Source organism: Pseudomonas sp. R3-57, from assembly GCF_051132065.1.
Lineage (GTDB): Bacteria > Pseudomonadota > Gammaproteobacteria > Pseudomonadales > Pseudomonadaceae > Aquipseudomonas.
Map to the genome: position 1 here is coordinate 1,445,528 of NZ_CP071655.1, position 25,615 is coordinate 1,471,142.

Here is a 25,615-nt window from a genome sequence, read left to right on the forward strand (position 1 = left end):
AAAGTCTTACTTGTATCGTTGGCTTATCCTACGGCGACGGTCAACAAGTCGTCTGGCTATAACTTTGTGTCTGCGCTTTTATGAAAGCCACAGGATGTGACTTTTCACACAAGCAGAGATGGCAAAGGAGTGTCAGCGATATGGTAGAAGGAGACAGGCGCGGCGACCGCAGGGGCGGCGCGCCACATGATTTGAAGGTCGATCCGTTCGTCAGCGGATTCGACATGGCGCTGATCAGGCCATTGTCGAGGTCCGTACGCCTGAACGGTTACGCCACCTGCCTGCGTCTGGAGCAGGTTTACTGGAACATCCTCGGCTCGATGGCGGCAGACAACTGCTGTTCGATCAGCTCGCTGTTGTCTCACGTCGACCGTGAGGTACATCTGCGTCACGGCGGGGTGAAGAATTTCAGCGCGCTGGTGCGGGTCGTGTGTGTCATGAACGGAATCGGTCAGGCGGCGCGGTCCGATTCGCTCTGAGACGGCGCTTGCAAACGAGGTCGCGGCCTGTGCAGCTTAGCGGCTGCACAGGCCGCATTTAATCGATATAATCCCGCTCTTTCGCCGCAAAGCCCTGCGCGCGGCAGCAATCTGATCGCCGAGACACCTCCATGCCGATGTACGATTACCAATGTGCTTCCTGTGGTCATCAGTTGGAAGCCATTCAGAAGATCAGCGATGCACCGCTGGTCGACTGCCCTGCCTGCCAGGCACCCGAACTGAAAAAACAGCTGTCGATGCCGGGTTTTCGCCTCAGCGGCAGCGGTTGGTACGAGACCGATTTCAAGACCGGCGCGAAGAAGAATCTGGCCGGTGGCGACAAAGCTGACTAGGGTTCAAGCCCTGAACGAACGACACGCGTGAGTTTCCGCATTGCTTGAGCAACGGGATCTCCACCGAATATCGAATGACGAGAAGCGAACCATTATCATGATGCGCAGCCACTATTGCGGCCAACTGAACGAAAGCCTGGAAGGTCAGGAAATTACCCTTTGCGGATGGGTTCACCGTCGTCGCGACCACGGCGGGGTGATTTTCCTCGATATCCGTGATCGTGACGGTCTGGCCCAGGTGGTCTTCGATCCGGATCGCGCCGAGAGCTTCGCCGCCGCCGATCGCGTGCGCAGCGAATACGTGGTGAAGATCACCGGCAAGGTGCGTCTGCGTCCTGCTGGCGCAACCAACGCCAACATGGCTTCGGGCATGATCGAAGTGCTGGGCTACGAACTGGAAGTGCTGAACGAGTCGGAAACCCCGCCGTTCCCGCTCAACGAGTTCTCCGACGTCGGTGAAGAAACCCGTCTGCGCTACCGCTTCCTCGACCTGCGTCGTCCGGAAATGGCCGAGAAGCTGCGTCTGCGTTCGCGCATGACCACCAGCATCCGTCGCTTCCTCGACGAAAACGGCTTCCTCGACGTCGAAACCCCGATCCTGACCCGTGCCACCCCTGAAGGTGCGCGTGACTATCTGGTGCCAAGCCGTACCCACGCCGGTTCGTTCTTCGCCCTGCCGCAATCGCCGCAGCTGTTCAAGCAACTGCTGATGGTGGCCGGCTTCGACCGTTATTACCAGATCGCCAAGTGCTTCCGCGACGAAGACCTGCGCGCCGACCGTCAACCGGAATTCACCCAGATCGACATCGAGACCAGCTTCCTCGATGAAAAAGAGATCATGGGCCTGACCGAACAAATGATCCGCAACCTGTTCAAGGAAGTGCTGGATCTGGAATTCGGCGAATTCCCGCACATGACCTTTGAAGAGGCCATGCGCCGCTACGGTTCCGACAAGCCGGACCTGCGTATTCCGCTGGAACTGGTGGACGTTGCCGACCAGCTCAAGGAAGTCGACTTCAAGGTGTTCAGCGGTCCGGCCAACGATCCGAAGTGCCGCATTGCCGCACTGCGCGTTCCAGGCGGGGCGAGCATGCCGCGCAAGCAGATCGACGACTACACCAAGTTCGTCGGCATCTACGGCGCCAAGGGCCTGGCCTACATCAAGGTCAACGAGCGCGCGGCCGGTGTTGACGGTCTGCAATCGCCGATCGTCAAGAACATCCCTGAAGACAAGCTCAACGTGATCCTTGATCGCGTCGGCGCGGTCGATGGCGACATCGTGTTCTTCGGTGCCGACAAGGCCAAGATCGTCAGCGAAGCTCTGGGCGCGCTGCGCATCAAGCTCGGTCACGACCTCAAGTTGCTGACCTGCGAGTGGGCGCCAATGTGGGTCGTCGATTTCCCGATGTTCGAAGAAAACGACGACGGCAGCTTCTCGGCGCTGCACCACCCGTTCACCGCACCGAAGTGCACCCCGCAGGAGCTCGAAGCCAACCCGGCCGGCGCACTGTCGCGTGCCTACGACATGGTATTGAACGGCACCGAGCTGGGTGGCGGTTCGATCCGTATTCACCGCAAGGAAATGCAGCAGGCGGTATTCCGTCTGCTGGGCATCAACGAAGCGGAACAGGAAGAGAAGTTCGGCTTCCTGCTCGACGCGCTGAAGTACGGTGCACCGCCGCACGGTGGTCTGGCCTTCGGTCTTGACCGTCTGGTAATGCTGATGACCGGCGCCCAGTCGATCCGTGAAGTGATCGCCTTCCCGAAAACCCAGAGTGCTGCCGACGTGATGACGCAGGCTCCGGGCGTGGTGGATGCCAAGGCCTTGCGCGAGCTGCACATTCGTTTGCGCGAAACGCCAAAGGCTGAGTAAGACGGGCCTGAAGGCGCATCTTCGGATGCGCCTTTTTTCTTTCTATAAAGAGCAGGTCGAGATTTTTGTGTTTGCTGGCCGCTGCACACGCAGGGCGGGCCACGTTTCAAAGAGAATTCGGAGCGAGTTATGGCAGGTCATTCCAAGTGGGCGAACATCAAGCACCGCAAAGAACGTCAGGATGCCAAGAGGGGCAAGATCTTCACCAAGTGGATCCGCGAACTGACTGTTGCGGCCCGTCAGGGCGGCGGTGATCCGGGTTCCAACCCGCGTCTGCGTCTGGCCCTGGACAAGGCCCTGAGCGCCAACATGAGCCGCGACATCATCGACCGCGCCGTTGCGCGCGGCGCCGGTGCGACCGAGGCGGACAACGTTGAAGAGCTGACCTACGAAGGCTACGGCCCGGGCGGCGTGGCGGTGATGGTCGAGTGCATGACCGACAACCGCAATCGTACCGCTGCGGCGGTGCGCCACGCGTTCAGCAAATGCGGCGGTAACCTCGGCACCGACGGTTCGGTGGCGTATCTGTTCGAACGCAAGGGCCAGATCAGCTTCGCGCCGGGCGTTGACGAAGACGCGCTGACCGAAGCGGCGCTTGAGGCTGACGCCGATGACGTCATCACGCACGAGGACGGCTCGATCGACGTGTTCACCTCGTTCACCAGCTTCTACGCAGTGCGTAACGCGCTGGAAGCGGCCGGATTCAAGGGCGACGACGCGGAAATTGTCATGCAGCCGACCACCAGCGCCGAGCTGGATCTGGAGGGTGCGGAGAAGGTGCTCAAGCTGATCGACATGCTGGAAGACCTGGATGACGTGCAGAACGTCTATTCCAATGCGGACATTCCGGAAGACGTCGCCGCTCAGCTCGGTTAAGAGCGACTAGGCTTCAATGTGGGAGCTGGCTTGCCAGCGATGGCGTCGGCGCATCAGCATTGATGGCGCCTGACACTCCGTCATCGCTGGCAAGCCAGCTCCCACATTTGTTTTTGTGTTATTTCGAACCAGCAGGCCTATGACTTTAATTCTTGGTATCGACCCCGGCTCGCGCATTACCGGTTACGGGATTGTTCGCGATACCGGACGGGGTGGCTGCATTTATGTGGCGTCTGGCTGCATCCGTACCGGTGCGGGCGAGCTGCACGAGCGTTTGCAGATTGTTTATCGCGGCGTGCGCGAAATCATCCAGACTTACGGCCCTGTCACCATGGGTATTGAAAAGGTCTTCATGGCGAAGAATGCCGACTCGGCGCTGAAGCTCGGGCAAGCCCGTGGAGCGGCTATCGTTGCGGGCGCCGAAGAGTGCCTGGAAATTGCCGAGTACACAGCCACTCAGGTCAAGCAGGCCGTGGTGGGTACCGGCGCCGCCAATAAAGAACAAGTGCAAATGATGGTCATGCACATGCTGAAACTGACCAGCAAACCGCAGATCGACGCTTCCGATGCCCTCGCAATCGCCATCTGCCATGCGCACACGCGTTCCAGTCTGCTACCGCACGGCCTGGGGACCGCACGCAGTCGTGGCGGGCGCCTGCGTCTCTGATAGCATCAGCAGCAATTTTCCTGAAAGCGGATTTATGCGCCTGTGTCGTCGGCGCGATTTCGCCTTTCGACAGTCGCCAGCCCACGGCTGGCCAACGCTCAAGGATCTGAAACGTGATTGGACGCTTGCGCGGCACCCTGGTTGAGAAACAGCCGCCGCACCTGATTCTGGATGTAAACGGCCTCGGGTATGAGCTGGAAGTGCCCATGACCACCCTCTATCGCCTGCCGTCTGTCGGTGAACCGCTGACCCTGCATACCCATCTGGTCGTACGCGAAGATGCGCAGTTGCTCTATGGTTTCGCCGGCAAGCGTGAACGAGACTTTTTCCGCGAGTTGATAAGGCTCAATGGTGTCGGGCCGAAGTTGGCGCTGGCACTGATGTCGAGCCTCGAGGTCGACGAGCTGATCCGTTGCGTACAGTCGCAGGACACCTCGGCGCTGACCAAGGTGCCAGGTGTCGGCAAGAAGACCGCCGAACGCCTGCTGGTCGAATTGAAGGATCGCTTCAAGGCCTGGGAAACCTCGCCGGCCATGTTTGCCCTGGTGCCGAATCAGCCGGACGGCCCGGCGCCGGTCAATACCGCCGAAAACGATGCGGTCAGCGCGCTGATTTCCCTGGGCTACAAGCCGCAGGAAGCGAGCAAGGCGATTTCCGCCATCAAGGACAAGAATTTGAGCAGTGAAGACATGATCCGCCGCGCCCTGAAGGGAATGATTTAAGTGATTGAAGCTGATCGTCTGATCGCCGCCGCGCACAGCCCGCGCGAGCGCGAAGAAGTCCAGGACCGCGCCATTCGCCCGGTCAGCCTGGCCGACTACATCGGCCAGCCGACCGTGCGCGAGCAGATGGAGTTGTTCATCCAGGCCGCGCGTGGGCGCAGCGAGTCGCTCGACCACACGCTGATTTTCGGCCCGCCGGGGCTGGGTAAAACCACGCTGGCCAATATCATCGCCGAAGAAATGGGCGTATCGATCAAGAGCACCTCCGGCCCGGTGCTGGAACGTCCGGGCGATCTGGCGGCGCTGCTGACCAATCTCGAGCCGCACGACGTGTTGTTCATCGACGAAATCCATCGCCTGTCGCCAATTGTCGAAGAAGTGCTGTACCCGGCCATGGAAGATTTTCAGCTCGACATCATGATCGGCGAAGGGCCGGCGGCGCGTTCGATCAAGCTCGACCTGCCGCCGTTCACCCTGGTTGGCGCCACCACGCGTGCCGGCATGCTGACCAATCCGCTGCGTGACCGCTTCGGTATCGTTCAGCGCCTGGAGTTCTACAGCACGGCGGATCTGGCGACGATCGTCAGCCGTTCGGCGAGCATTCTTGGCTTGCCGCTGGATCCGGAAGGCGCCTTTGAGGTGGCTCGCCGCGCTCGAGGCACGCCGCGAATTGCCAACCGTTTGCTGCGTCGGGTGCGCGACTTCGCTGAAGTCCGCGCCAAGGGGCACATCACCAAGTCGGTGGCGGACCTGGCGTTGAACCTGCTGGATGTCGACGAACATGGTTTCGATCATCAGGACCGGCGTCTGCTGCTGACGATGATCGAGAAGTTCGATGGCGGCCCGGTCGGTATCGACAGCCTGGCGGCGGCCATCAGCGAAGAACGCCATACCATCGAGGACGTGCTCGAGCCGTATCTGATTCAGCAGGGCTACATCATGCGCACGCCGCGGGGCAGGGTAGTGACTCGACATGCGTATCTGCATTTCGGTTTGAACATCCCGTCACGCATGGGCGAGATGCCCGTGGCAGACGAGTTTCTCGATGCTGCGGACGATTGATACACATTTGTTGGCGATTTATTCAGGGTTTGTACTGTCAGAGCACGGTACTTTTGCGTTAAAGCTCTGAAACCACGAAAAACAGTTGTCTCGCCGGATTGGCAACCTGAGGAGTAAGCACTAGAGTATGCGCGCGCAAAACGGGCTTGGGCCGTTCGCACATCGTTGTCGCGTTTATTACGAGGACACCGATGCGGGCGGCATCGTGTATTACGTTAATTACCTCAAGTTTATGGAACGGGCTCGAACCGAGCGGCTCCGCGAGCTGGGCTTTGCCCAGTCTGCGCTTGCCGGGGAGGACCTGTTGTTTGTCGTGCATTCCAGCGAAGCGCGCTACCACGCGCCGGCGCGACTGGACGACGAATTGCTGGTAAGCGCTGATGTAACCGAATTGAACCGTGCCAGCCTGCGCTTCAAGCAGCAGGTCAGGCGGGCGACGGATAATGTGCTGCTCTGCGAAGGGCAGTTTCTGGTGGCCTGTGTGCGCACCGACAGTTTGAAACCCCGGGCCCTTCCCGAAGACTTGCGGGCGGCCTTCGCCGACGCGGTCGGTCCGGGTACACACTCAAAGCAGGAGATAAAGCGTGGAAGCTAACGTCGTCGACCATTCCTCCATGTGGAGCCTGGTCAGCAATGCCAGCATCGTGGTGCAGTTGGTAATGTTGACCCTGGTGGCCGCATCGGTGACCTCATGGATCATGATCTTTCAGCGCAGCAATCTGCTGCGTGCCGGTCGACGCGCCCTGGAGAGCTTTGAAGAGCGCTTCTGGTCGGGGATCGATCTGTCCAAGCTGTACCGTCAGGCCGGTAGCAACCCGGATCCGGATTCGGGCGTCGAGCAGATCTTCCGTGCCGGCTTCAAGGAATTCTCCCGTCTGCGTCAGCAGCCAGGTGTCGATCCTGAAGCGGTGATGGAAGGTGTGGCCCGTGCCATGCGCGTCGCCATCTCGCGTGAAGAAGAGAAACTCGAGCAGAGCCTGCCGTTTCTCGCCACTGTCGGTTCGGTCAGCCCGTACATCGGTCTGTTCGGTACCGTGTGGGGCATCATGAACTCGTTCCGCGGTCTGGCCAGCGCCCAGCAGGCGACCCTCGCCACCGTGGCACCGGGTATTGCCGAAGCACTGATCGCCACCGCGATCGGTCTGTTCGCCGCGATTCCGGCCGTTATCGCTTACAACCGTTTCGCTGCCCGCAGCGAAACCTTGCTGGGCCGCTACTACACCTTCGCCGATGAATTCCAGGCGATCCTGCACCGCAAAGTGCACACCAGCGAAGAATAAGCAGGTATTTCCCGATGGCTTTAATCGCTCGAGCTCGCAAAAAGCGCAAGCCGGTCGCCGAGATGAACGTAGTGCCCTACATCGACGTGATGTTGGTGCTGCTGGTCATTTTCATGGTGACCGCGCCGATGCTCAATCAGGGCGTGAAAGTTGATCTGCCCAAGGTTTCCAGCGAAGCCTTGCCGCAGGACAACAACACCCAGGTCCTGACCATTTCGATCAAGGCTGACAAGACCTACTACTGGAACCTTGGCAGCGAAGTCGACACCGAGAAACAGCAGGATCGCGCCATGACCCTGCCGCAGATGACCGACGCTGTGACCAAGATCATTCGTGCCGGCACCGAGGGCGGCAAACGCACCCAGGTGTTCATTCGTGGCGACAAGACTGTCGACTACGGCGCCGTCATGGGCGCCATGGGCGGGTTGCAGAAGGCCGGGGTCGGTAACGTTGGTCTGATTACCGAGGCCCCCTGATGCAGCAACAGCGAGAGCCGTCCGCCTCGGAAAGCTACTTCTGGCCCAGCGTTCTGGCGATTGTCCTGCACGTGCTGGTGTTCGGCATGCTGTTCGTCAGTTTTGCCTTCACGCCTGAACTGCCGCCGGCCAAGCCGATCGTCCAGGCGACCCTGTACCAGCTGAAATCGAAAAGTCAGGCAACCACCCAGACCAATCAGAAGATTGCGGGTGAGGCGAAGAAATCCGCCGCGCGCCAGACCGAAGTCGAGCAGATGGAACAGAAAAAGATCGAGCAGGAAGCGGTAAAGGCGGCGGAACAAAAGAAAGAGGAAGCGGCTCAAAAGGCCGAGGAAGCCAAGAAGGCCGACGAGGCGAAGAAAGCGGACGAAGCGAAAAAGGCTGATGAAGCCAAGAAAGCCGACGACGCGAAAAAAGCCGAAGCGAAAAAGGCCGAAGAGAAACAATTGGCTGATATAGCCAAGAAGAAAGCCGAAGACGAAGCCAAGAAGGCCGCTGAAGAAGAGGCCAAGAAAGCCGCTGCGGAAGAAGCCAAGAAGAAAATCGTCGAAGACGCGAAAAAGAAAGCCGCCGAAGACGCCAAGAAGAAAGCTGAAGCTGAAGAGGCGAAGAAGAAAGTCGCCGAAGACGCGAAGAAGAAAGCTGCTGCCGATGCTGCGAAGAAGAAAGCGCAGGAAGCGGCACGCAAATCTGCCGAAGACAAAAAGGCTCAGGCCCTGGCAGATCTGCTTTCCGACACGCCGCAGCGCCAGCAGGCCTTGGCCGATGAGCAGGGTGACGAAGTCGCGGGCAGTTTCGATGACCTGATTCGTGCACGAGCAGCAGAAGGCTGGGCACGTCCGCCTTCGGCACGCAAAGGCATGACGGTGGTGCTGCAGATCGGCATGTTGCCGGACGGTACGGTGACTTCGGTCAGCGTGGCCAAGTCCAGTGGCGATGGTCCGTTCGATGCTTCGGCAGTCGCGGCAGTGAAGAATATTGGACGTTTGACAGAAATGCAGGGAATGAAGCCGAGCGATTTCGCTCCGTATCGTTCATTCAAGATGACATTCACACCTGAGGATCTAGCCTTGTGAGAAACCTTCTTCGAGGAATGCTGGTCGTGATCTGCTGCATGGCAGGGATCGCGATGGCAGAGGAAAAGAACATTCTGGTCACCAGCGGCAGCGATCGGGCAACGCCGATCGCGGTTGTACCGTTCGGCATGCAGGGCGGCGCGGTGCTGCCGGATGACATGGCTGAAATCATTGGCAACGATTTGCGCAACTCGGGCTATTACTCGCCGATTCCAAAAGCCAACATGATCAGCCAGCCAAGCCAGCCGAGCGAAATCATCTTCCGTGACTGGAAGGCGGTGGGCGCTCAGTACATGATGGTCGGCAGCATTGCTCCAGCGGGCGGTCGCCTGCAAGTGCAGTGGGCACTGTTCAACGTTGCCACCGAACAGAAAGTAGCGGACGGCAGTGTCTCCGGAACCACCGAGCAACTGCGTGACATGGCGCACTTCATCTCCGACCAGTCGTTCCAGAAACTGACCGGTATCGACGGTGCGTTCTCGACGCGTCTGCTGTACGTGACCGCCGAGCGCTTCTCCGAGAAAAACACTCGCTACACCCTGCAGCGTTCCGACTATGACGGCGCCCGTGCAGTGACCCTGCTGCAATCGCGCGAGCCGATCCTGTCGCCGCGTTTCGCACCGGATGGCAAGCGCATCGCCTACGTGTCGTTCGAGCAGAAGCGTCCGCGCATCTTCATGCAGAACATCGACACCGGCCGCCGCGAGCAGATCACCAACTTCGAAGGCCTGAACGGCGCGCCAGCCTGGTCGCCGGATGGCACGCGCCTGGCGTTCGTACTGTCGAAAGACGGTAACCCGGACATCTACGTCATGAACCTCGGTTCGCGTCAGATCACCCGCGTGACCTCGGGACCTGGCATCAACACCGAACCGTACTGGGGCAAGGATGGCTCGACCATCTACTTCACCTCGGACCGTGGCGGCAAGCCGCAGATCTATAAAACCAGCGCCAGTGGCGGTGGTGCCGAGCGTGTGACGTTCGTAGGCAACTACAACGCCAACCCGAAACTTTCGGCTGATGAAAAGACTTTGGTGATGATCCATCGTCAGGATGGCTTCACCAATTTCAAGGTGGCAGCTCAGGATCTGCAGCGAGGTAGTGTAAAGATCCTCACTGATAGCACTCTGGACGAGTCGCCTACTGTTGCGCCCAACGGCACCATGGTAATCTACGCCACCCGCCAACAGGGCCGGGGAGTCTTGATGCTCGTGTCCATTAATGGACGCGTGAGGCTCCCGCTTCCTACCGCTCAAGGCGAAGTCAGAGAACCGTCCTGGTCCCCTTACCTGAAGTGAGCGGGCGCTACACGTTTTACTTAACACACTGGGGTTCATTAGGAGTTTCACGATGGAAATGCTGAAGTTTGGTAAATTTGCTGCGCTGGCTCTGGCCATGGCTGTAGCTGTAGGTTGCTCGTCCAAAGGCGGCGACAACGCCGGTGAAGGCGCTGTTGATCCAAACGCTGGTTACGGCGCAAACACTGGTGCCGTTGACGGTTCCCTGAGCGAAGAAGCTGCTCTGCGCGCAATCACCACCTTCTACTTCGAATACGACAGCTCGGACCTGAAGCCAGAAGCCATGCGCGCTCTGGACGTTCACGCCAAAGACCTGAAAGCAAACGGCGCTCGCGTTGTTCTGGAAGGCAACACCGACGAACGTGGTACTCGTGAGTACAACATGGCACTGGGCGAGCGTCGTGCGAAAGCCGTTCAGCGCTACCTGGTACTGCAAGGTGTTTCCCCAGCTCAGCTGGAACTGGTTTCCTACGGCGAAGAGCGTCCAGTTGCTACCGGCAACGACGAGCAGTCCTGGGCCCAGAACCGTCGCGTCGAACTGCGTAAGTAATTCGATATGCGAACGTGCCGTCGTGCTGTAACTGTTCTGGCTCTCAGCCTCGCGCCGCTTGCGGCGTGGGCTGCGGTTCCTGTGGTCGATGACAACTCCGGTTATAACAATAGCGGGAGCAGTTATCCGCCTGCGGGTTACGGTACGAACGGCGCCTATGCCGGGGGAGCGGCTTCGGCCCCTGCCTCGGCACAAGGCATGCTGTTCAACCAATTGCAACAGATGCAGGATCAGATCTCGCGCCAGCAAGGCGTGATCGAAGAACTGCAGAATCAGGTTGCGCGCATGAAGCAGGAATCCCTGGAGCGATACCAGGATCTTGATCGGCGCATAGGATCCGGCGTTGCACCAGCCGCGACTCCCGAGAATTCTTCTGCCGGTGGCGATGCAAGTGCTGCTGCCGGTGCTGCCGCGGGTGCGGGGGCTGCCACGGCTGCCCAAGCGCCTGCCGCAGGTAGCGAACCGGCTGATCCGGCCAAGGAAAAGCTGTATTACGATGCCGCTTTCGACCTGATCAAAGCCAAGGATTTCGACAAGGCCAGCCAGGCATTTGCCGCTTTCCTGCGTAAATACCCGAACAGCCAGTACGCGGGCAACGCCCAGTACTGGCTGGGCGAAGTGAACCTGGCCAAAGGCGATCTGCAAGGTGCAGGTCAGGCGTTTGCCAAGGTTTCGCAGCTATATCCCAAGCACAACAAGGTGCCGGATTCGCTGTACAAGCTGGCTGACGTAGAGCGCCGCCTCGGTCACACCGACAAGGTCAAAGGCATTTTGCAGCAGGTGGTTTCCCAGTATCCGGGGACTTCCGCCGCGCAACTGGCCCAGCGCGATCTGCAACGCATGTAAGCAGGCTTGACCCGTTTGGAAGAAACCCGCGCTTGTCGCGGGTTTTTTCGTTAGAATTCACGCCCTTTTTCTGAAACACGCTTCTTGCGGTCCACGCGTTGGCGGGATTGCCTGAAGTGCCTGACGGAGGCGGACAGCCTGTTTAGCTGTTACGCCCGTGGCGACTATGCAAGACACATTGAGAATCACCGAAGTTTTCTACTCGTTGCAGGGGGAAACGCGGACTGCCGGGCTGCCCACGGTTTTCGTGCGCCTGACCGGTTGCCCCTTGCGTTGCCAGTACTGCGACAGCGCCTATGCATTCAGCGGCGGCACCGTGCGCACCCTTGACGACATCCTCGAGCAGGTCGCCGGGTTTCGCCCGCGCTACGTCTGCGTCACCGGCGGTGAGCCGCTGGCCCAGCCGAACGCCATTCCTTTGCTCAAGCAGTTGTGTGATGCCGGCTATGAGGTCTCGCTGGAAACCAGCGGCGCCCTCGACGTCTCGGCGGTCGATCCGCGCGTCAGTCGCGTTGTGGATCTGAAAACGCCGGATTCGAAAGAAGCCCATCGCAACCGCTACGAAAATATCGAATTGCTCACGCCCAACGATCAGGTGAAGTTCGTCATCTGCTCGCGCGATGACTACGACTGGGCGGTATCGAAACTGATTCAGTACGGTCTCGACCGCCGCGCCGGGGAAGTACTGTTTTCCCCCAGTCACCATGACTTGAATGCGCGCGAGCTGGCGGACTGGGTGGTGGCGGACAATCTGCCGGTGCGCCTGCAATTGCAGTTGCACAAATATCTTTGGAATGACGAGCCGGGGCGCTGAGATGACTGAACAACTGAACACTACCGAAAAACGTGCGGTCATCCTGCTGTCCGGCGGCCTCGATTCGGCCACCGTGGTGGCCATGGCCCGTGCCGAAGGTTATGCCTGCTACACCATGAGCTTCGATTACGGCCAGCGCTCGCACGCCGAATTGCACGCCGCTGCGCGCGTGGCTCGCGATCTGGGCGTGGTCGAGCACAAGGTCATCGGTCTCAATCTGAATGGCATGGGCGGCTCCGCATTGACCGACACCAGCATCGACATTCCAGAAGAGCTGGGCGAGGGCATTCCGGTCACTTACGTGCCGGCACGCAACACGGTGTTCCTGTCGCTGGCACTGGGCTGGGCAGAAGTGCTCGGCGCTCGTGACATCTTCATCGGCGTCAATGCGGTGGATTATTCCGGTTACCCGGATTGCCGCCCGGAGTTCATCGAGTCGTTCGAGCGCATGGCCAATCTGGCGACCAAGGCTGGCGTTGAAGGCAATGGCTTCCGCATCCAGGCGCCGCTGCAGAACCTGAGCAAGGCGCAGATCGTCCAGGCCGGTGTGAAGCTAGGCGTCGATTATGGCCTGACCGTTTCCTGCTATCAGGCCGATGATAACGGCCGTGCGTGCGGCAAATGCGACAGCTGCCGACTGCGCGCAGAAGGCTTCGCGGCAGCGGGTGTGGACGATCCAACCCCTTATTTTTGATTTTTTTCAAAAAGGTGTTGAATAGTCCTTAAAAATCAGTATTATACGCGCCACCACACAGCGGGTCGTTAGCTCAGTTGGTAGAGCAGTTGGCTTTTAACCAATTGGTCGTAGGTTCGAATCCCACACGACCCACCATATTTGGCGGTTTAGAAAATCCGGAAGGCCCACGAAAGTGAGGATTTCCGGGTTTTTTTTTGCCTGCAATCCGGCCATTGCCTGTTTCGCCGATGCCTGCGCTGACACAGGTCAGAATCATCTTTTGTATCAACGGGATATTCTGTAGCCTTGCGCAGCTTCAACGCTGTCCGTGCCTGATATTACTCACTCTCCCGGCGGTACCCTCTAGCGGTCCGGAGCCGGGTGTATACTCGACTTTCGCGCGAATGCGCCTGCAGGTCTTGCGAACATGACGCAAATTTCCGAACGCCTTCTGGTTCAAGCCCACCTCGATGCCAAACAGCCCAAACCGCTGACGGCCGAGCAGGAGGCCTATTACCGTGCCGCCATTGCCGCCGAGCTCAAGGCTCAGGACGCGGTGCTCGTGGCTCACTTCTATTGCGATCCGGTGATTCAGGCCTTGGCCGAGGAAACCGGTGGTTGCGTGTCCGACTCGCTGGAGATGGCGCGCTTTGGCAATGCCCACCCGGCCAAGACCGTGGTGGTCGCTGGCGTCAAGTTCATGGGCGAGACGGCGAAGATTCTCAACCCGGAAAAACGCGTGCTGATGCCAACCCTGGAGGCGACCTGCTCGCTGGACCTCGGTTGCCCGGTCGATGAGTTCTCGGCGTTCTGCGATCAGCACCCGGAACGTACCGTCGTGGTCTACGCCAACACCTCGGCAGCGGTAAAGGCGCGTGCCGACTGGGTGGTGACTTCGAGTTGCGCGCTGGAAATCGTCGAAAGCCTGATGGACAACGGCGAGACGATCATCTGGGGCCCGGACAAGCACCTCGGCACCTACATTCAGCGCAAGACCGGCGCCGACATGCTGCTCTGGGACGGTGCCTGCATCGTTCACGAAGAGTTCAAGTCCAAGCAGCTCGAAGACATGAAAGCGCTGTACCCGGACGCGGCGATTCTGGTGCACCCGGAGTCGCCGACTTCGGTGATCGAGCTGGCCGATGCCGTCGGCTCGACCAGTCAGTTGATTGCCGCAGCACAAAGCCTGCCGAACAAGACCCTGATCGTGGCGACCGACCGTGGCATCTTCTACAAGATGCAGCAGCTGTGCCCGGACAAGGTCTTCATCGAGGCGCCCACCGCCGGTAACGGCGCCGCGTGCCGCAGTTGTGCACATTGCCCGTGGATGGCCATGAACACCCTTGAGCGCACGCTGAAGAGCTTGAAGGAAGGCACGAACGAGATTTTTGTTGATCCGGCATTGGTCCCACAGGCGATCCGGCCGCTCAAGCGCATGCTGGACTTTACCCAGGCGGCACGGATGAAGCTGGCCGGTAACGCCTAGATCTTTCAGGCAACAAACAAACCTGTAGGAGTGAGCCTGCTCGCGATAGCGGTGTGTCAAACAACGAATATATTGACTGACACACCGCTATCGCGAGCAGGCTCACTCCTACATTGGTTTTGGGTGTTCGGAAATTATCTGGTCTTCTTCGGGATCCGCACAACATGGCTATCCGAGTAGATGTCATGCCAGGTGCGCTTCTGCTTGTCGTACAGCGACCAGAAGAATCCCAGCCCAACGCATAGCCACGACGCAATCGATACCATGAAGCGCAGCAGCGCCTGCCACAGGCTGATTGCCGTGCCATTGGCGTTCTGCACGCGAATGCCCCACACCTGCATGCCCAGCGTCTGCCCGCCATGGGTCCAGAACTTGGCGAAAAAGCCGAACAGCACCAGCAGCAGCACCGTCGAGTAGAGTGGATCGCCATCGAGTTGCCCGGCATCGGTCATCACTCGCAGGCGTTCTTCGCCAATAATTGCGGCCTGAATCAGCTTGTATACGAAGCCGGTGACGATCAGCAGGGCGGTGCACAGCAGAAAGTCATAAAACATTGCGGCCAGACGCCGACCAAGATCGACGGCAGGAAAGTCGCCCTGTGGGGTGAGCAGGTTTTTCGACATGGCAGCCTCTGGACGCGAAGGGAAACGGCATTTTACGGATTCGCGCGCACAAAAAAGCCCCTGATATCAATATCAGGGGCTTTTTCGTAGCAGAAATCAGGCTTCGGCTTGTACTTCGTCAGCCTGCATGCCTTTCTGGCCCTGCACAGCAACGAAAGTCACTTTCTGGCCTTCTTTCAGGCTCTTGAAGCCGTTGCCCTGAATGGCACGGAAATGCACGAACAGATCCGGACCGCTTTCAGGAGTGATAAAACCAAAACCTTTCTCGTCGTTGAACCACTTGACGGTACCGCTCTGACGTGTGGACATTTCTTATTTCCTTTGACGCATTAAATTAATGACAGTCTCTTTCTCATGAAAGAGTACTGGGGCTGGTTGCAGGAGAGTAAGAAGACGTCGAGCGGGATGTAGCTAACTTGTAGGCTACTGCCCAGGTCACGATTCCAAGCTGACCCATGCAAACACAGTGAACGAACTCTACGCCAACTACGGGAGAAAAAACAAGCCCCGTGAAGCGCCCGGTTTTACGGCACTTGCTGGCATTTTGGCAGTTTGTTAGTGCAGCCTTACAAGGTTGGCTTGTTCGCTTGTTTTCAAAGGTTATAAGTAAAGTTCATATTCGAATCAAACGTCGGGTAATGCACTTTTTTGTGGCGATTGCGTTACACATCAGTGCACGCATAACGCAATCGCGTTACTTATAGAAACAGTCAATCAACCACGGTAGTAGCGTTGCGGAACAAATGGCATTTTGCTTACAAGCATTTGCACCTTTTTCCCACGCACGATGGCCCACACCGGTGTCTCAAGCGCGGCATATGCGCTGTCGAGATAACCCATCGCCAACGGCCCACCTAACGTCGGGCCGAAACCGCCGCTGCACACGCTGCCGATGATTTCCCCGGCTTCGTTGACGATCTCTGCGCCTTCACGCACTGGCGTACGTTCCTGCGGCAGCAGGCCGACGCGTTTGCGGGCGATGCCGTTCTGCTGTTGCGCGAAAATCTGCTCCGCGCCGGGGAAACCGCCGGCCCGCGCGCCATCCGCGCGACGCGCCTTGGAGATTGCCCAGAGCAAGCTGGCTTCGATCGGCGTGGTCTCGGTGTTCATGTCGTGGCCGTACAGGCACAAGCCGGCTTCCAGACGCAGCGAGTCGCGGGCACCGAGGCCAATGGCCTGGACCTCCGGTTCGGCGAGCAGGGCGCGTGCGAGTTTTTCCGCGTCAGCGGCGGGTACGGAGATTTCGAAACCGTCTTCACCGGTGTAGCCCGAACGGCTGACAAAGCAGTCGATACCCAGCAGATTGACGCGGGCGAATTGCATGAAGGTCATCTTCGCCACGTCCGGAGCCAGTCGTGCCAGCACGGTAACGGCTGCCGGACCTTGCAGCGCCAGAAGCGCGCGCTCTTCAAACAGCGCTGTAATGGTGCACTGATCGCCGATATGTTGTTGCAGATGCGCCAGGTCCTGATCCTTGCACGCGGCGTTGACTACCAGAAACAGTTCGCCGTTGCCGAGGTTGGCGACCATCAGGTCATCGAGGATGCCGCCGGTCTCGTTGGTGAACATCGCGTAACGCTGCATGCCCACTGGCAGGTCAATGATGTCTACCGGAACCAGGGTTTCCAGGGCTTGGGCGGCGTTGGCGCCGGTCAGGCGGATCTGGCCCATGTGCGAGACGTCGAACAGGCCGGCCTGTTCGCGGGTGTGCTGGTGCTCTTTCATCACGCCGAGCGGGTATTGCACGGGCATGTCGTAGCCGGCGAAGGGCACCATGCGCGCGCCGAGTTCGAGGTGCAGCGCGTGCAGCGGGGTTTTCGAGAGATGTTGTTCGGTGGACATGCGTGGCTCCTATGAAATTCGGTTCAGGTGAAAGGCAAGATCAAAAGCCCCTCACCCCAGCCCTCTCCCGGAGGGAGAGGGAGTTAACTGTGTAGTCTCCCGGAGGGAGAGGGAGTTGATTGCGTTGCCTCCCGGAGGGAGAGGGCGCTAGTACGTTTGGCTGAGTTCGTAATCAGCATTCGATAATGTTGACCGCCAGGCCGCCGCGGGCGGTTTCCTTGTATTTGCTTTTCATGTCGGCGCCGGTCTGGCGCATGGTGCGGATGACTTTGTCGAGGGAGACGAAATGCTGGCCGTCGCCGCGCATCGCCATGCGCACCGCGTTGATCGCTTTCACCGAGCCCATCGCGTTGCGCTCGATGCACGGCACTTGCACCAGTCCGCCAATCGGGTCGCAGGTCAGGCCGAGGTTGTGTTCCATGCCGATTTCTGCGGCGTTCTCGACTTGCTGCACGCTGCCGCCGAGCACTTCGCACAGCGCGCCGGCCGCCATCGAACAGGCGACGCCGACTTCACCCTGACAACCGACTTCAGCGCCGGAGATCGAAGCGTTTTCCTTGTAGAGAATGCCAATCGCCGCAGCGGTCAGCAGAAAACGCACGACGCCGTCGTCATTCGCGCCGGGGATAAAACGCATGTAGTAATGCAGCACGGCCGGAATGATCCCCGCCGCGCCGTTGGTTGGCGCCGTGACCACGCGCCCGCCGTTGGCGTTTTCTTCGTTGACCGCCAGCGCATACAGATTGACCCAGTCGAGCACTGACAGCGGATCGCGCAATGCCGATTCCGGATTTTTGCACAACTGCCGATGCAGCGCCGCCGCCCGGCGTTTGACCTTCAAACCACCCGGCAGAATGCCTTCGTTGCGGCATCCTGCAGCGACGCAGTCCTGCATGACCTGCCAGATTTTCAGTAGTCCGGTGCGGGTCTCTGCTTCCGGGCGCCAGGCGCTTTCGTTGGTCAGCATCACCTGGCTGATCGACAGACCGTAGGTGCTGCAATGCCCGAGCAAGTCCTTGGCACTTTTGAACGGGAACGTCAGCGGTGTGGCGTCCTCGACGATGCGGTCGGCACCGGCCGCATCCTCATCGACGACAAAACCACCGCCCACCGAGTAGTACTCACGGCTGCGAACCTGCAGCCCCGCCGCATCGAAGGCGCGGAAAATCATGCCGTTGGGGTGATAGGCCAGCGGTTTGCGAATCATCGCCAGATGTTCTTTCTCGTTGAAGGCAATGCTCTGTTCGCCGAGCAGATTCAGTTGGCCGCTGCCACGAATCTCTTGCAGACGCGCGGCGACGGTTTCGGTGTCGACGGTGTCCGGGTGCTCGCCTTCGAGGCCGAGCAACACGGCTTTATCGCTGCCGTGACCTTTACCGGTGGCGCCGAGCGAACCGTACAGCTCGACGCGAACGCTGGCGGTGGCCGCCAGCAGGTTTTCACGCCGCAGACCTTCGGCGAAACGCACCGCCGCGCGCATCGGCCCGACGGTGTGTGAACTGGAGGGACCGATGCCAATCTTGAACAGGTCGAACACGCTTAACGACATGGGGGGCTCCTGCGGAGCAGTTGGGAGCTTTTAGCTGCAAGCTGCAAGTGAAAGGCGGATCGGGTATTCCTTGCAGCTTGTGTTCACACTGCAATTGCTGCTGCAAAACAACAGCCGCAAGTCAGAACCCGATCTGCCCTGACTTGCAGCTTGTAGCTCAAAGCTTGCAGCTGCTTTTTTTAAGCATAGCTTTCGATCGACGGGCAGGCGCACACCAGGTTGCGATCGCCGAAGACGTTGTCGACGCGACCGACGGGTGGCCAGTATTTGCCTTCAACCAGCGACGCCACCGGGTACACCGCTTGCTCGCGGCTGTACGGGTGGGTCCACTCGCCCACCAGTTCCGCTGCGGTGTGCGGGGCGTTTTTCAGTGGGTTGTCGTCCTTGTCCAGGGTGCCGTTTTCCACTGCGCGGATTTCTTCGCGGATGCGGATCATGGCGTCGCAAAAGCGATCCAGTTCTTCTTTGGATTCGCTTTCGGTCGGCTCGATCATCAGCGTGCCGGCGACCGGGAACGACATGGTCGGGGCGTGGAAACCGAAGTCGATCAGGCGCTTGGCGACGTCATCGACGCTGATGCCGCTGCTGTCTTTCAATGGGCGCAGATCGAGAATGCACTCGTGCGCGACCAGGCCGTTGCTGCCGGTGTACAGCACGGGGTAATGCTCTTCGAGGCGACGGGAAATGTAGTTGGCATTGAGGATCGCCAGTTGCGAAGCGCGTTTCAGACCGGCGCCGCCCATCATGCGGATGTACATCCAGGTAATCGGCAGAATGCTCGCGCTGCCGAACGGTGCTGCGCAGACCGCGCCTTCCTTGCGTTCCATCTGGCCGTGGCCCGGCAGGAACGGCGTCAGGTGCGACTTAACGCCAATCGGGCCGACGCCAGGGCCGCCACCGCCGTGAGGAATGCAGAAGGTCTTGTGCAGGTTCAGGTGCGAGACGTCGCCGCCGAACTTGCCCGGTGCGCAGAGGCCGACCATCGCATTCATGTTGGCACCGTCGATGTACACCTGGCCGCCGTTGTCATGAATGATCGCGCAGATTTCGCGGATGCCTTCTTCGAACACGCCGTGGGTCGAGGGGTAAGTGATCATCAACGCGGCGAGGTGTTCGCGGTGCTCGATGGCTTTGGCGCGCAGGTCTTCGATGTCGACGTTGCCACGCGCATCGCACGCGGTGACGACGACGCGCATGCCGGCCATGTTGGCGGTGGCCGGGTTGGTGCCGTGGGCCGACGACGGAATCAGGCAGATGTCGCGGCGCTCATCGCCACGGCTCTGGTGGTAGGCGCGGATCGCCAGCAGGCCGGCGTACTCGCCTTGCGAACCGGCGTTCGGTTGCAGCGAGATCGAGTCGTAACCGGTGGCGGCGCAGAGCATCGCTTCCAGTTCATCGGTCAGTTGCTGGTAACCGGCGCTTTGTGCGGCCGGGGCGAACGGGTGCAGGGCGCCGAACTCGGCCCAGGTCACCGGGATCATTTCACTCGCGGCGTTGAGTTTCATGGTGCACGAGCCCAGCGGGATCATGGTGCGATCCAGTGCCAGGTCCTTGTCCGCCAGTTTGCGCAGGTAGCGCATCAGCTCGGTTTCCGAGTGGTAACGATTGAACACCGGGTGGCTGAGGATCGGCGACTGGCGAACCAGCGAGGCCGGAATGCTGCTCTGCACCGACGCGGCCAGCGCAGCGAAGTCCGGCAGGGTCTTGCCATCAGCGAACAGGCCCCACAGGGTTTCGATATCCGCCTGAGTGGTGGTTTCGTCGACCGACAGGCCCAGACGTTCGGCATCGATCACGCGCAGGTTGATCTGCGCCGCGTGCGCCTTGTCGTGCAGCGCGGCGGTTTGCGCGCCGGTGGCTACGGTCAGGGTGTCGAAGAAGCTGGCTTGTTCGACTTTGGCGCCCAGCGCGGCCAGGCCCTTGGCCAGAATCGCGGTCAGGTGATGCACGCGGTTGGCGATCTGGGTCAGGCCTTTCGGGCCGTGGTAGACGGCGTACATGCTGGCGATGTTGGCCAGCAGCACCTGCGCGGTGCAGATGTTCGAAGTGGCTTTCTCGCGACGGATATGTTGCTCGCGGGTCTGCATGGCCAGACGCAGGGCCGGCTTGCCGAAGCGGTCAACCGAAACCCCGACCAGACGGCCCGGCATGTCGCGCTTGAACGCATCTTTGGTAGAGAAGTACGCGGCGTGCGGGCCACCGAAGCCCAGCGGTACGCCGAAGCGTTGCGCCGAACCGATGGCGACGTCAGCGCCGAACTCGCCCGGCGCGGTCAGCAGGGTCAGAGCCAGCAGGTCAGCGGCCACGGCAACCAAAGCGTTGGCAGCGTGGAAGCGTTCGGTCAGTTCGCGGTAGTCGAACACGTCACCGTTGCTGGCCGGGTATTGCAGCAGTGCGCCGAAGAACGGCGTCACGTCGGTCAGTTCGCGCTCATCGCCCACGACCACGTCGATGCCCAGCGGCTCGGCACGGGTGCGCAGCACGTCGAGAGTTTGCGGGTGGCTGTGGATCGAGGCGAAGAACTGGTGGCTGCCCTTGTTCTTGCTCAGGCGTTTGCAGAAAGTCATGGCTTCGGCAGCGGCGGTAGCTTCGTCGAGCAGGGAAGCGTTGGCGATCGGCAGGCCGGTGAGGTCGCTGATCAGCGTCTGGAAGTTCAGCAGGGCTTCGAGACGGCCTTGGGAAATCTCTGGCTGGTACGGCGTATACGCGGTGTACCAGGCCGGGTTTTCCAGCAGGTTGCGCAGGATCGGCGACGGCGTGTGGCAGTTGTAGTAGCCCTGGCCGATGTAGGTTTTGAACAGTTGGTTTTTGCCGGCGATCGATTTGATCATCGCCAGCGCGTCGGCTTCGCTGAGGCCGTCGTCCATGCCGAGCACGCTGGTGCCCTTGATGCTTTCCGGGATGACGCTGGCGCTCAAGGCTTCGAGGGAATCGAAGCCGAGGCTGTTGAGCATGGCTTGCTCGTCGCCGGCGCGCGGGCCGATGTGACGGGCGATGAATTCGTTGGCAGTGCCGAGGTTTACTTGGGTCATGACGTTATTCCTCAGGCTTCGGCTTGGGCTTTGATCAGACGGTCGTAAGCGTCCTGGTCGAGCAGTTTGGCTACTGCCGACGCGTCGCTTGGCTGAAAGCGGAAGAACCAGCCTTGGCCGAGCGGATCTTCGTTGACCAGTTCCGGAGCATCTTCCAGCGCCGGGTTGACTGCCAGTACGTCGCCATCGAGCGGCATGTACACGCCGCTGGCAGCTTTTACCGATTCCACGGTGGCGGCTTCGGCGCCTTTTTCGTAGGCCTGCAGCTCAGGCAGTTGCACGAACACCACGTCGCCCAAGGCGTTCTGCGCGAAAGCGGTAATGCCGACAGTAACGCTGCCGTCAGCTTCGGTGCGCAGCCATTCGTGATCTTCAGTAAAACGCAACTCGCTCATGGAAACTCCTCAGGGGCCAGACTCGTCTGGTGGACGCGGTGGAAAGCGTGGGCAGTGATGCCCTTATTGATGAGGGAATGAGTAGCAAGAATGCGGCCAATAAGGTTTTTGCGTTTTTAATCAATGAGTTAGCGATTAATGAATGCGGGGATAAGGCGATAGGTGTAGCGAAATCGCTACAGTGGTAGGCGAAGAAAAAAGCTGAGCGGGATCAAAGCCTTGCACAGCGGTGATCGAGGAAGGCTGTATTGGTATCGTTCCACTGTAGCGGTTTCAGTACAGATGGAGGGCGTTTTTGAGCGGATTTCGAATCCGCCCCTTTCCTTGTGGGAGCTGGCTTGCCAGCGATAGCGGTGGACCAGTCACCATCAATGGTGCCTGTGCCGCCGTCATCGCTGGCAAGCCAGCTCCCACAGGTTTTTGCGTTGTGTTCAGGGCTTGTTGGGAATGCCGTACTTGCGCAGCCGATGGGCGATCGCCGTATGCGAGGTCTGCAAACGGCTGGCAAGTTGCCGGGTCGAGGGATAGCTGACGTAGAGCTTTTCCAGCAGCTCGCGTTCGAACCCTTCGACTGCCTGTTCGAGGCTGTCGACATCAGTGTCGGTCTGCCGCGCAACCGAGGTGCCGGCGATGTCGAGGTCGCCGATATCCACCAGGCTGCTTTCACAAATCGCCGCCGCGCGGAAGATCACGTTCTGTAGCTGGCGCACATTGCCCGGCCAGCGGTTGCCGAGCAGCGCCGGGTAAGTCCCCGGCGCGAGGCGGCAGACCGGGCGCTGAATCTGCGCGCAGGCCTGCTGCATGAAATAGCGCGCGAGCAGCAGAATGTCCTGGCCGCGTTCGCGCAGCGGCGGCACTTCGACGTTGAGCACGTTGAGGCGATAGAACAGGTCTTCGCGGAACAGGCCTTCGCTGACCATTTTTTCCAGATCGCGATGGGTGGCGCTGAGGATGCGCACATCGACGTTCACTTCGCGATCACCGCCCACCCGACGAAAGCTGCCGTCGTTCAAGAAACGCAGCAGCTTGGCCTGCAAATACGGCGACATCTCGCCGATCTCATCGAGAAATACCGTGCCCTGGTTGGCCAGCTCCATCAGCCCTGGTTTGCCACCGCGCGCCGCGCCAGTAAAGGCGCCGGGGGCGTAGCCGAACAGTTCGCTCTCGGCGAGGTTTTCCGGCAGGGCTGCGCAGTTCAGTGCAAGAAACGGCGCACTGTGGCGCGCACTGATCGCATGGCAGGCGCGGGCGACCAGTTCTTTACCGGTGCCGGTTTCGCCCTGGATCAGCAGCGGCGCATCCAGCGCGGCAACCCGTTGCGCGCGGGCCTTGAGGGTGCGGATCGCCGGGGATTCGCCGAGCAGCGCATCGAAGCCTTCGGCGTGGTCATGGTGCAACGCCGAGAGTTGTTCGCCGATGCGGTTCGGTTGATACAGGGTGAGCAGGGCGCCGGCGTCGGTGATCGGCGTGGCGTCGAGCAGCAAGGTCTGGCCATTGACGGTGATCTCGCGCAGCGGCAGGCGGAAGCCCTGTTCGAGCAGGGTGTCGAGCAGCGCCGGATCGTTGAACAGTTCCGCGACACTTTCCCCGGCCGGTTCGCGACCGTACAACGCGATCAACGCCGGGTTGGCCAGCAGCACCTTGCCGGCGCTGTCGAGGGCCAGCACCGGGTCGGTCATCGCCGCCAGCAGGGCATCGAGTTGCAGGTGTCGACGTTGGCCGGGAAGGATGTCGACCACCGTCACCGCCTCGACGCCACGCACCCGAAACAGCGCATCCTTGAGCTCTTCGAGCACTTGCGCGCTCAGGGTCGGCGCGTCGATGTAGACGTTCGGCGGGATCATCTCCACCGCATCCAGATTGAGATTGCGCCCACCGAGGATAGCCAGGACTTCCTGGGTAATGCCGACGCGGTCGATAAAGCTGACGTGGATACGCATGGGGCGGTTCAGTGATCTGCAGGGCGGGGAGGGCGCAAGTATGCCTTGGGGCGGGGGATTGGTGAAATCTGTGTCCTGCGCCGATCGTTCCCATGCTCCGCGTGGGGATGCATCCCGTGACGCTCTGCGTCACAGCGGACGCGGAGCGTCCGTGGCGGCATTCCCACGCAGAGCGTGGGAACGATCACGGGAAGGGGGTTATTCGAAGTGCTCGGGATTGACCGGATCCCCCGAGTGCATATTCAGCTTCTGCCGAATATCCTCGAACATCAGATCGTAATGCTTGTGCACCGAACCGATCTGGCTGTGGGTCTTGGGGATTCCGTACTTCTCGGCGATCCGTGTGACATCGCGGGCGAAGTTGTAAGCCTCTTCCTTGGGCAGGAAAAACACCTCCTTCACGTCCTTGCCTTGCATGCTGCCATGCAGGGTGAACTGAATGCCTTTGCCTTTCTGCGGATCGGTGAACACTTCGTAGTCCAGGCAGACGTTGTAATTGACGTCATCGTCAGTCAACGCATGCCGTTCGATGTGCAGATGACCAGGTTCGAATTGGGCCATTGAGTTACTCCTTTCAAGGCATGGGAGAAGGGCAGACCTCGGCCTGCCCTTGGCGTTTTTTGTTATCGGTAACTGATGCCCGGCTTGGCCGTGGTCACGCGGGTACCGGCGGTGCCCTGCACGATCGCTTCGATATCGGCCAGCGAGCCGATCACCGCGACCTTGCCAGTATGGCGCGCGAATTCGCAGGCTGCCTGCACCTTCGGTCCCATGGAGCCAGCGGCGAAACCGAGGCGTTCGAGTTCATCCGGGTGCGCTTCGGCGATGGCTTTCTGCGTCGGTTTGCCGTAGTCGATGAACGCCGCGTTGACGTCCGTGGCGATCACCAGCAGATCGGCTTCCAGTTGTTCAGCGAGCAGCGCCGAGCACAGGTCCTTGTCGATCACCGCCTCGATGCCCTTGAGGTTGCGCTGCTCGTCGTACATGGTCGGAATCCCGCCACCCCCGGCGCAGATCACGATGCTGCCTTTGTCGAGCAGCCATTTGATCGGGCGGATTTCGAAGATGCGTTTCGGCCGCGGACTGGCGACCACGCGACGGTATTTGTCGCCGTCCGGGGCAATCGCCCAGCCTTTCTCGGCGGCGAGTTTTTCCGCTTCGGCCTTGTCGTAGACCGGGCCGATCGGTTTGGTCGGGTTCTTGAAAGCCGGGTCGTTGGCGTCTACTTCGACCTGGGTCAGCAGGGTGGCGAACGGTACTTCGAAGTCGAGCAGGTTGCCCAGTTCCTGTTCGATGATGTAGCCGATCATACCCTCGGTTTCAGCACCGAGGACGTCCAGCGGGTAAGGGCTGACCGAGGTGTAGGCCGCCGCTTGCAGCGACAGCAGCCCGACTTGCGGGCCATTGCCGTGGGCGATGACCAGTTGGTTGCCGGGATGGATCTTGGCGATTTGCTCGGTGGCGATGCGGATGTTGGCGCGCTGGTTGTCAGCGGTCATCGGCTCGCCACGGCGGAGCAGGGCGTTACCGCCCAGAGCTACGACGATACGCATGGTGCATGTCCTTCTAGAAAACAGTGAGTTCGTGCAGGACGAATGCGATCCCTGTGGGAGCCGGGCTTGCCCGCGATGGCGGTGTATCAGTCAGTGTCTATGTCGGCTGACACACCGCAATCGCTGGCAAGCCAGCTCCCACAGGGA

General features: G+C 60.1%; 26 protein-coding genes and 1 tRNA gene. 18 read left to right on the forward strand and 9 right to left on the reverse strand.

Going from position 1 to position 25,615, the window contains the following annotated elements:
• Window positions 1–140: 140 nt before the first annotated feature.
• From J3P93_RS06595 to nadA, 18 genes are all read left to right on the forward strand, one after another.
• Window positions 141–479: a ribbon-helix-helix domain-containing protein gene (locus J3P93_RS06595; protein WP_434595997.1), complete on the forward strand. Its 339-nt coding sequence runs from the start codon at window positions 141–143 to the stop codon at window positions 477–479.
• Window positions 480–610: 131 nt separating this feature from the next.
• The gene (locus J3P93_RS06600; RefSeq protein ID WP_332766516.1) at window positions 611–832 is read left to right on the forward strand and encodes an FmdB family zinc ribbon protein; all 222 of its coding nucleotides are present in this window, start codon (window positions 611–613) and stop codon (window positions 830–832) included.
• A 97-nt stretch (window positions 833–929) separates the two neighbouring features.
• On the forward strand, window positions 930–2,705 hold the full coding sequence (gene aspS / locus J3P93_RS06605) for an aspartate--tRNA ligase (RefSeq protein WP_434595999.1): 1,776 nt from the start codon (window positions 930–932) through the stop codon (window positions 2,703–2,705).
• 129 nt (window positions 2,706–2,834) lie between these two features.
• Complete coding sequence (locus tag J3P93_RS06610; protein WP_434596001.1) at window positions 2,835–3,581, forward strand: YebC/PmpR family DNA-binding transcriptional regulator; 747 nt, start codon at window positions 2,835–2,837, stop codon at window positions 3,579–3,581.
• 139 nt (window positions 3,582–3,720) lie between these two features.
• A complete protein-coding gene (ruvC, locus tag J3P93_RS06615; protein ID WP_007962095.1) occupies window positions 3,721–4,248 on the forward strand; it encodes a crossover junction endodeoxyribonuclease RuvC in 528 nt (175 codons plus the stop codon).
• A gap of 113 nt (window positions 4,249–4,361) precedes the next feature.
• Window positions 4,362–4,970 carry a Holliday junction branch migration protein RuvA gene (gene ruvA / locus J3P93_RS06620; RefSeq protein WP_090285615.1) on the forward strand — a complete coding sequence of 203 codons (609 nt, stop codon included), beginning with the start codon at window positions 4,362–4,364 and terminating at the stop codon, window positions 4,968–4,970.
• Window positions 4,971–6,032, forward strand: coding sequence for a Holliday junction branch migration DNA helicase RuvB (gene ruvB, locus J3P93_RS06625; RefSeq protein WP_434596004.1), 1,062 nt, complete (start codon window positions 4,971–4,973; stop codon window positions 6,030–6,032).
• A 127-nt stretch (window positions 6,033–6,159) separates the two neighbouring features.
• On the forward strand, window positions 6,160–6,627 hold the full coding sequence (gene ybgC / locus J3P93_RS06630) for a tol-pal system-associated acyl-CoA thioesterase (protein ID WP_090285611.1): 468 nt from the start codon (window positions 6,160–6,162) through the stop codon (window positions 6,625–6,627).
• A complete protein-coding gene (tolQ, locus tag J3P93_RS06635; protein WP_008080223.1) occupies window positions 6,617–7,312 on the forward strand; it encodes a protein TolQ in 696 nt (231 codons plus the stop codon). Before ybgC ends, tolQ begins: the two co-directional genes overlap by 11 nt.
• A 23-nt stretch (window positions 7,313–7,335) precedes the next feature.
• Window positions 7,336–7,788, forward strand: a complete 453-nt coding sequence (gene tolR / locus J3P93_RS06640) for a protein TolR (protein ID WP_160767866.1) — start codon at window positions 7,336–7,338, stop codon at window positions 7,786–7,788.
• Entirely contained in the window at window positions 7,788–8,864 is a 1,077-nt protein-coding gene (gene tolA, locus J3P93_RS06645; protein WP_016773505.1) for a cell envelope integrity protein TolA, read from the forward strand. The genes tolR and tolA overlap by 1 nt, the downstream gene beginning before the upstream one ends.
• A 17-nt stretch (window positions 8,865–8,881) precedes the next feature.
• Complete coding sequence (tolB, locus tag J3P93_RS06650) at window positions 8,882–10,162, forward strand: Tol-Pal system beta propeller repeat protein TolB (protein WP_167359937.1); 1,281 nt, start codon at window positions 8,882–8,884, stop codon at window positions 10,160–10,162.
• Between the two features lie 52 nt (window positions 10,163–10,214).
• Window positions 10,215–10,712, forward strand: coding sequence for a peptidoglycan-associated lipoprotein Pal (pal, locus tag J3P93_RS06655; RefSeq protein WP_003178634.1), 498 nt, complete (start codon window positions 10,215–10,217; stop codon window positions 10,710–10,712).
• Between the two features lie 6 nt (window positions 10,713–10,718).
• A complete protein-coding gene (gene ybgF / locus J3P93_RS06660) occupies window positions 10,719–11,558 on the forward strand; it encodes a tol-pal system protein YbgF (protein WP_090285605.1) in 840 nt (279 codons plus the stop codon).
• A 166-nt stretch (window positions 11,559–11,724) separates the two neighbouring features.
• Window positions 11,725–12,372, forward strand: coding sequence for a 7-carboxy-7-deazaguanine synthase QueE (gene queE / locus J3P93_RS06665; RefSeq protein WP_434596008.1), 648 nt, complete (start codon window positions 11,725–11,727; stop codon window positions 12,370–12,372).
• Window position 12,373: 1 nt separating this feature from the next.
• Window positions 12,374–13,066, forward strand: coding sequence for a 7-cyano-7-deazaguanine synthase QueC (queC, locus tag J3P93_RS06670; protein WP_130886989.1), 693 nt, complete (start codon window positions 12,374–12,376; stop codon window positions 13,064–13,066).
• A 62-nt stretch (window positions 13,067–13,128) separates the two neighbouring features.
• A tRNA-Lys gene (locus tag J3P93_RS06675) sits at window positions 13,129–13,204 on the forward strand.
• Between the two features lie 271 nt (window positions 13,205–13,475).
• Window positions 13,476–14,534: a quinolinate synthase NadA gene (gene nadA, locus J3P93_RS06680; protein WP_434596010.1), complete on the forward strand. Its 1,059-nt coding sequence runs from the start codon at window positions 13,476–13,478 to the stop codon at window positions 14,532–14,534.
• Between the two features lie 134 nt (window positions 14,535–14,668).
• Here the strand turns inward: nadA and J3P93_RS06685 are convergent, their stop codons facing one another.
• The 9 genes from J3P93_RS06685 to arcC all read right to left on the reverse strand — a co-directional run bounded on the left by J3P93_RS06685 (window position 14,669) and on the right by arcC (window position 25,468).
• Window positions 14,669–15,157, reverse strand: coding sequence for an RDD family protein (locus tag J3P93_RS06685; RefSeq protein ID WP_434596012.1), 489 nt, complete (start codon window positions 15,155–15,157; stop codon window positions 14,669–14,671).
• A 96-nt stretch (window positions 15,158–15,253) separates the two neighbouring features.
• Window positions 15,254–15,466 (reverse strand): cold-shock protein, encoded by a 213-nt coding sequence (locus J3P93_RS06690; protein WP_003227496.1) that lies wholly within the window; start codon window positions 15,464–15,466, stop codon window positions 15,254–15,256.
• 405 nt (window positions 15,467–15,871) lie between these two features.
• Window positions 15,872–16,999 carry a glycine cleavage system aminomethyltransferase GcvT gene (gene gcvT, locus J3P93_RS06695; RefSeq protein ID WP_434596014.1) on the reverse strand — a complete coding sequence of 376 codons (1,128 nt, stop codon included), beginning with the start codon at window positions 16,997–16,999 and terminating at the stop codon, window positions 15,872–15,874.
• A 172-nt stretch (window positions 17,000–17,171) separates the two neighbouring features.
• Window positions 17,172–18,548 carry an L-serine ammonia-lyase gene (locus J3P93_RS06700; protein WP_434596016.1) on the reverse strand — a complete coding sequence of 459 codons (1,377 nt, stop codon included), beginning with the start codon at window positions 18,546–18,548 and terminating at the stop codon, window positions 17,172–17,174.
• 179 nt (window positions 18,549–18,727) lie between these two features.
• Window positions 18,728–21,580 (reverse strand): aminomethyl-transferring glycine dehydrogenase, encoded by a 2,853-nt coding sequence (gene gcvP, locus J3P93_RS06705; protein WP_434596018.1) that lies wholly within the window; start codon window positions 21,578–21,580, stop codon window positions 18,728–18,730.
• Between the two features lie 11 nt (window positions 21,581–21,591).
• Entirely contained in the window at window positions 21,592–21,975 is a 384-nt protein-coding gene (gene gcvH / locus J3P93_RS06710) for a glycine cleavage system protein GcvH (RefSeq protein WP_434596020.1), read from the reverse strand.
• Window positions 21,976–22,406: 431 nt separating this feature from the next.
• A complete protein-coding gene (locus tag J3P93_RS06715; protein ID WP_434596022.1) occupies window positions 22,407–23,915 on the reverse strand; it encodes a sigma-54-dependent transcriptional regulator in 1,509 nt (502 codons plus the stop codon).
• 198 nt (window positions 23,916–24,113) lie between these two features.
• Window positions 24,114–24,476: a DUF5064 family protein gene (locus J3P93_RS06720; protein WP_434596024.1), complete on the reverse strand. Its 363-nt coding sequence runs from the start codon at window positions 24,474–24,476 to the stop codon at window positions 24,114–24,116.
• A gap of 62 nt (window positions 24,477–24,538) precedes the next feature.
• On the reverse strand, window positions 24,539–25,468 hold the full coding sequence (gene arcC, locus J3P93_RS06725; protein ID WP_258448216.1) for a carbamate kinase: 930 nt from the start codon (window positions 25,466–25,468) through the stop codon (window positions 24,539–24,541).
• Window positions 25,469–25,615: the final 147 nt, after the last annotated feature.

Excerpts from the sequence above, each read along its gene's own strand:
- J3P93_RS06595 (WP_434595997.1), top strand. The coding sequence starts at position 141 with ATGGTAGAAGGAGACAGGCGCGGCGACCGCAGGGGCGGCGCGCCACAT.
- J3P93_RS06600 (WP_332766516.1), top strand. The coding sequence starts at position 611 with ATGCCGATGTACGATTACCAATGTGCTTCCTGTGGTCATCAGTTGGAA.
- aspS (WP_434595999.1), top strand. The coding sequence starts at position 930 with ATGATGCGCAGCCACTATTGCGGCCAACTGAACGAAAGCCTGGAAGGT.
- J3P93_RS06610 (WP_434596001.1), top strand. The coding sequence starts at position 2,835 with ATGGCAGGTCATTCCAAGTGGGCGAACATCAAGCACCGCAAAGAACGT.
- ruvC (WP_007962095.1), top strand. The coding sequence starts at position 3,721 with ATGACTTTAATTCTTGGTATCGACCCCGGCTCGCGCATTACCGGTTAC.
- ybgC (WP_090285611.1), top strand. The coding sequence starts at position 6,160 with ATGCGCGCGCAAAACGGGCTTGGGCCGTTCGCACATCGTTGTCGCGTT.
- tolA (WP_016773505.1), top strand. The coding sequence starts at position 7,788 with ATGCAGCAACAGCGAGAGCCGTCCGCCTCGGAAAGCTACTTCTGGCCC.
- tolB (WP_167359937.1), top strand. The coding sequence starts at position 8,882 with ATGCTGGTCGTGATCTGCTGCATGGCAGGGATCGCGATGGCAGAGGAA.
- pal (WP_003178634.1), top strand. The coding sequence starts at position 10,215 with ATGGAAATGCTGAAGTTTGGTAAATTTGCTGCGCTGGCTCTGGCCATG.
- ybgF (WP_090285605.1), top strand. The coding sequence starts at position 10,719 with ATGCGAACGTGCCGTCGTGCTGTAACTGTTCTGGCTCTCAGCCTCGCG.
- queE (WP_434596008.1), top strand. The coding sequence starts at position 11,725 with ATGCAAGACACATTGAGAATCACCGAAGTTTTCTACTCGTTGCAGGGG.
- queC (WP_130886989.1), top strand. The coding sequence starts at position 12,374 with ATGACTGAACAACTGAACACTACCGAAAAACGTGCGGTCATCCTGCTG.
- nadA (WP_434596010.1), top strand. The coding sequence starts at position 13,476 with ATGACGCAAATTTCCGAACGCCTTCTGGTTCAAGCCCACCTCGATGCC.
- J3P93_RS06685 (WP_434596012.1), bottom strand. The coding sequence starts at position 15,157 with ATGTCGAAAAACCTGCTCACCCCACAGGGCGACTTTCCTGCCGTCGAT.
- J3P93_RS06690 (WP_003227496.1), bottom strand. The coding sequence starts at position 15,466 with ATGTCCACACGTCAGAGCGGTACCGTCAAGTGGTTCAACGACGAGAAA.
- gcvT (WP_434596014.1), bottom strand. The coding sequence starts at position 16,999 with ATGTCCACCGAACAACATCTCTCGAAAACCCCGCTGCACGCGCTGCAC.
- J3P93_RS06700 (WP_434596016.1), bottom strand. The coding sequence starts at position 18,548 with ATGTCGTTAAGCGTGTTCGACCTGTTCAAGATTGGCATCGGTCCCTCC.
- gcvP (WP_434596018.1), bottom strand. The coding sequence starts at position 21,580 with ATGACCCAAGTAAACCTCGGCACTGCCAACGAATTCATCGCCCGTCAC.
- gcvH (WP_434596020.1), bottom strand. The coding sequence starts at position 21,975 with ATGAGCGAGTTGCGTTTTACTGAAGATCACGAATGGCTGCGCACCGAA.
- J3P93_RS06715 (WP_434596022.1), bottom strand. The coding sequence starts at position 23,915 with ATGCGTATCCACGTCAGCTTTATCGACCGCGTCGGCATTACCCAGGAA.
- J3P93_RS06720 (WP_434596024.1), bottom strand. The coding sequence starts at position 24,476 with ATGGCCCAATTCGAACCTGGTCATCTGCACATCGAACGGCATGCGTTG.
- arcC (WP_258448216.1), bottom strand. The coding sequence starts at position 25,468 with ATGCGTATCGTCGTAGCTCTGGGCGGTAACGCCCTGCTCCGCCGTGGC.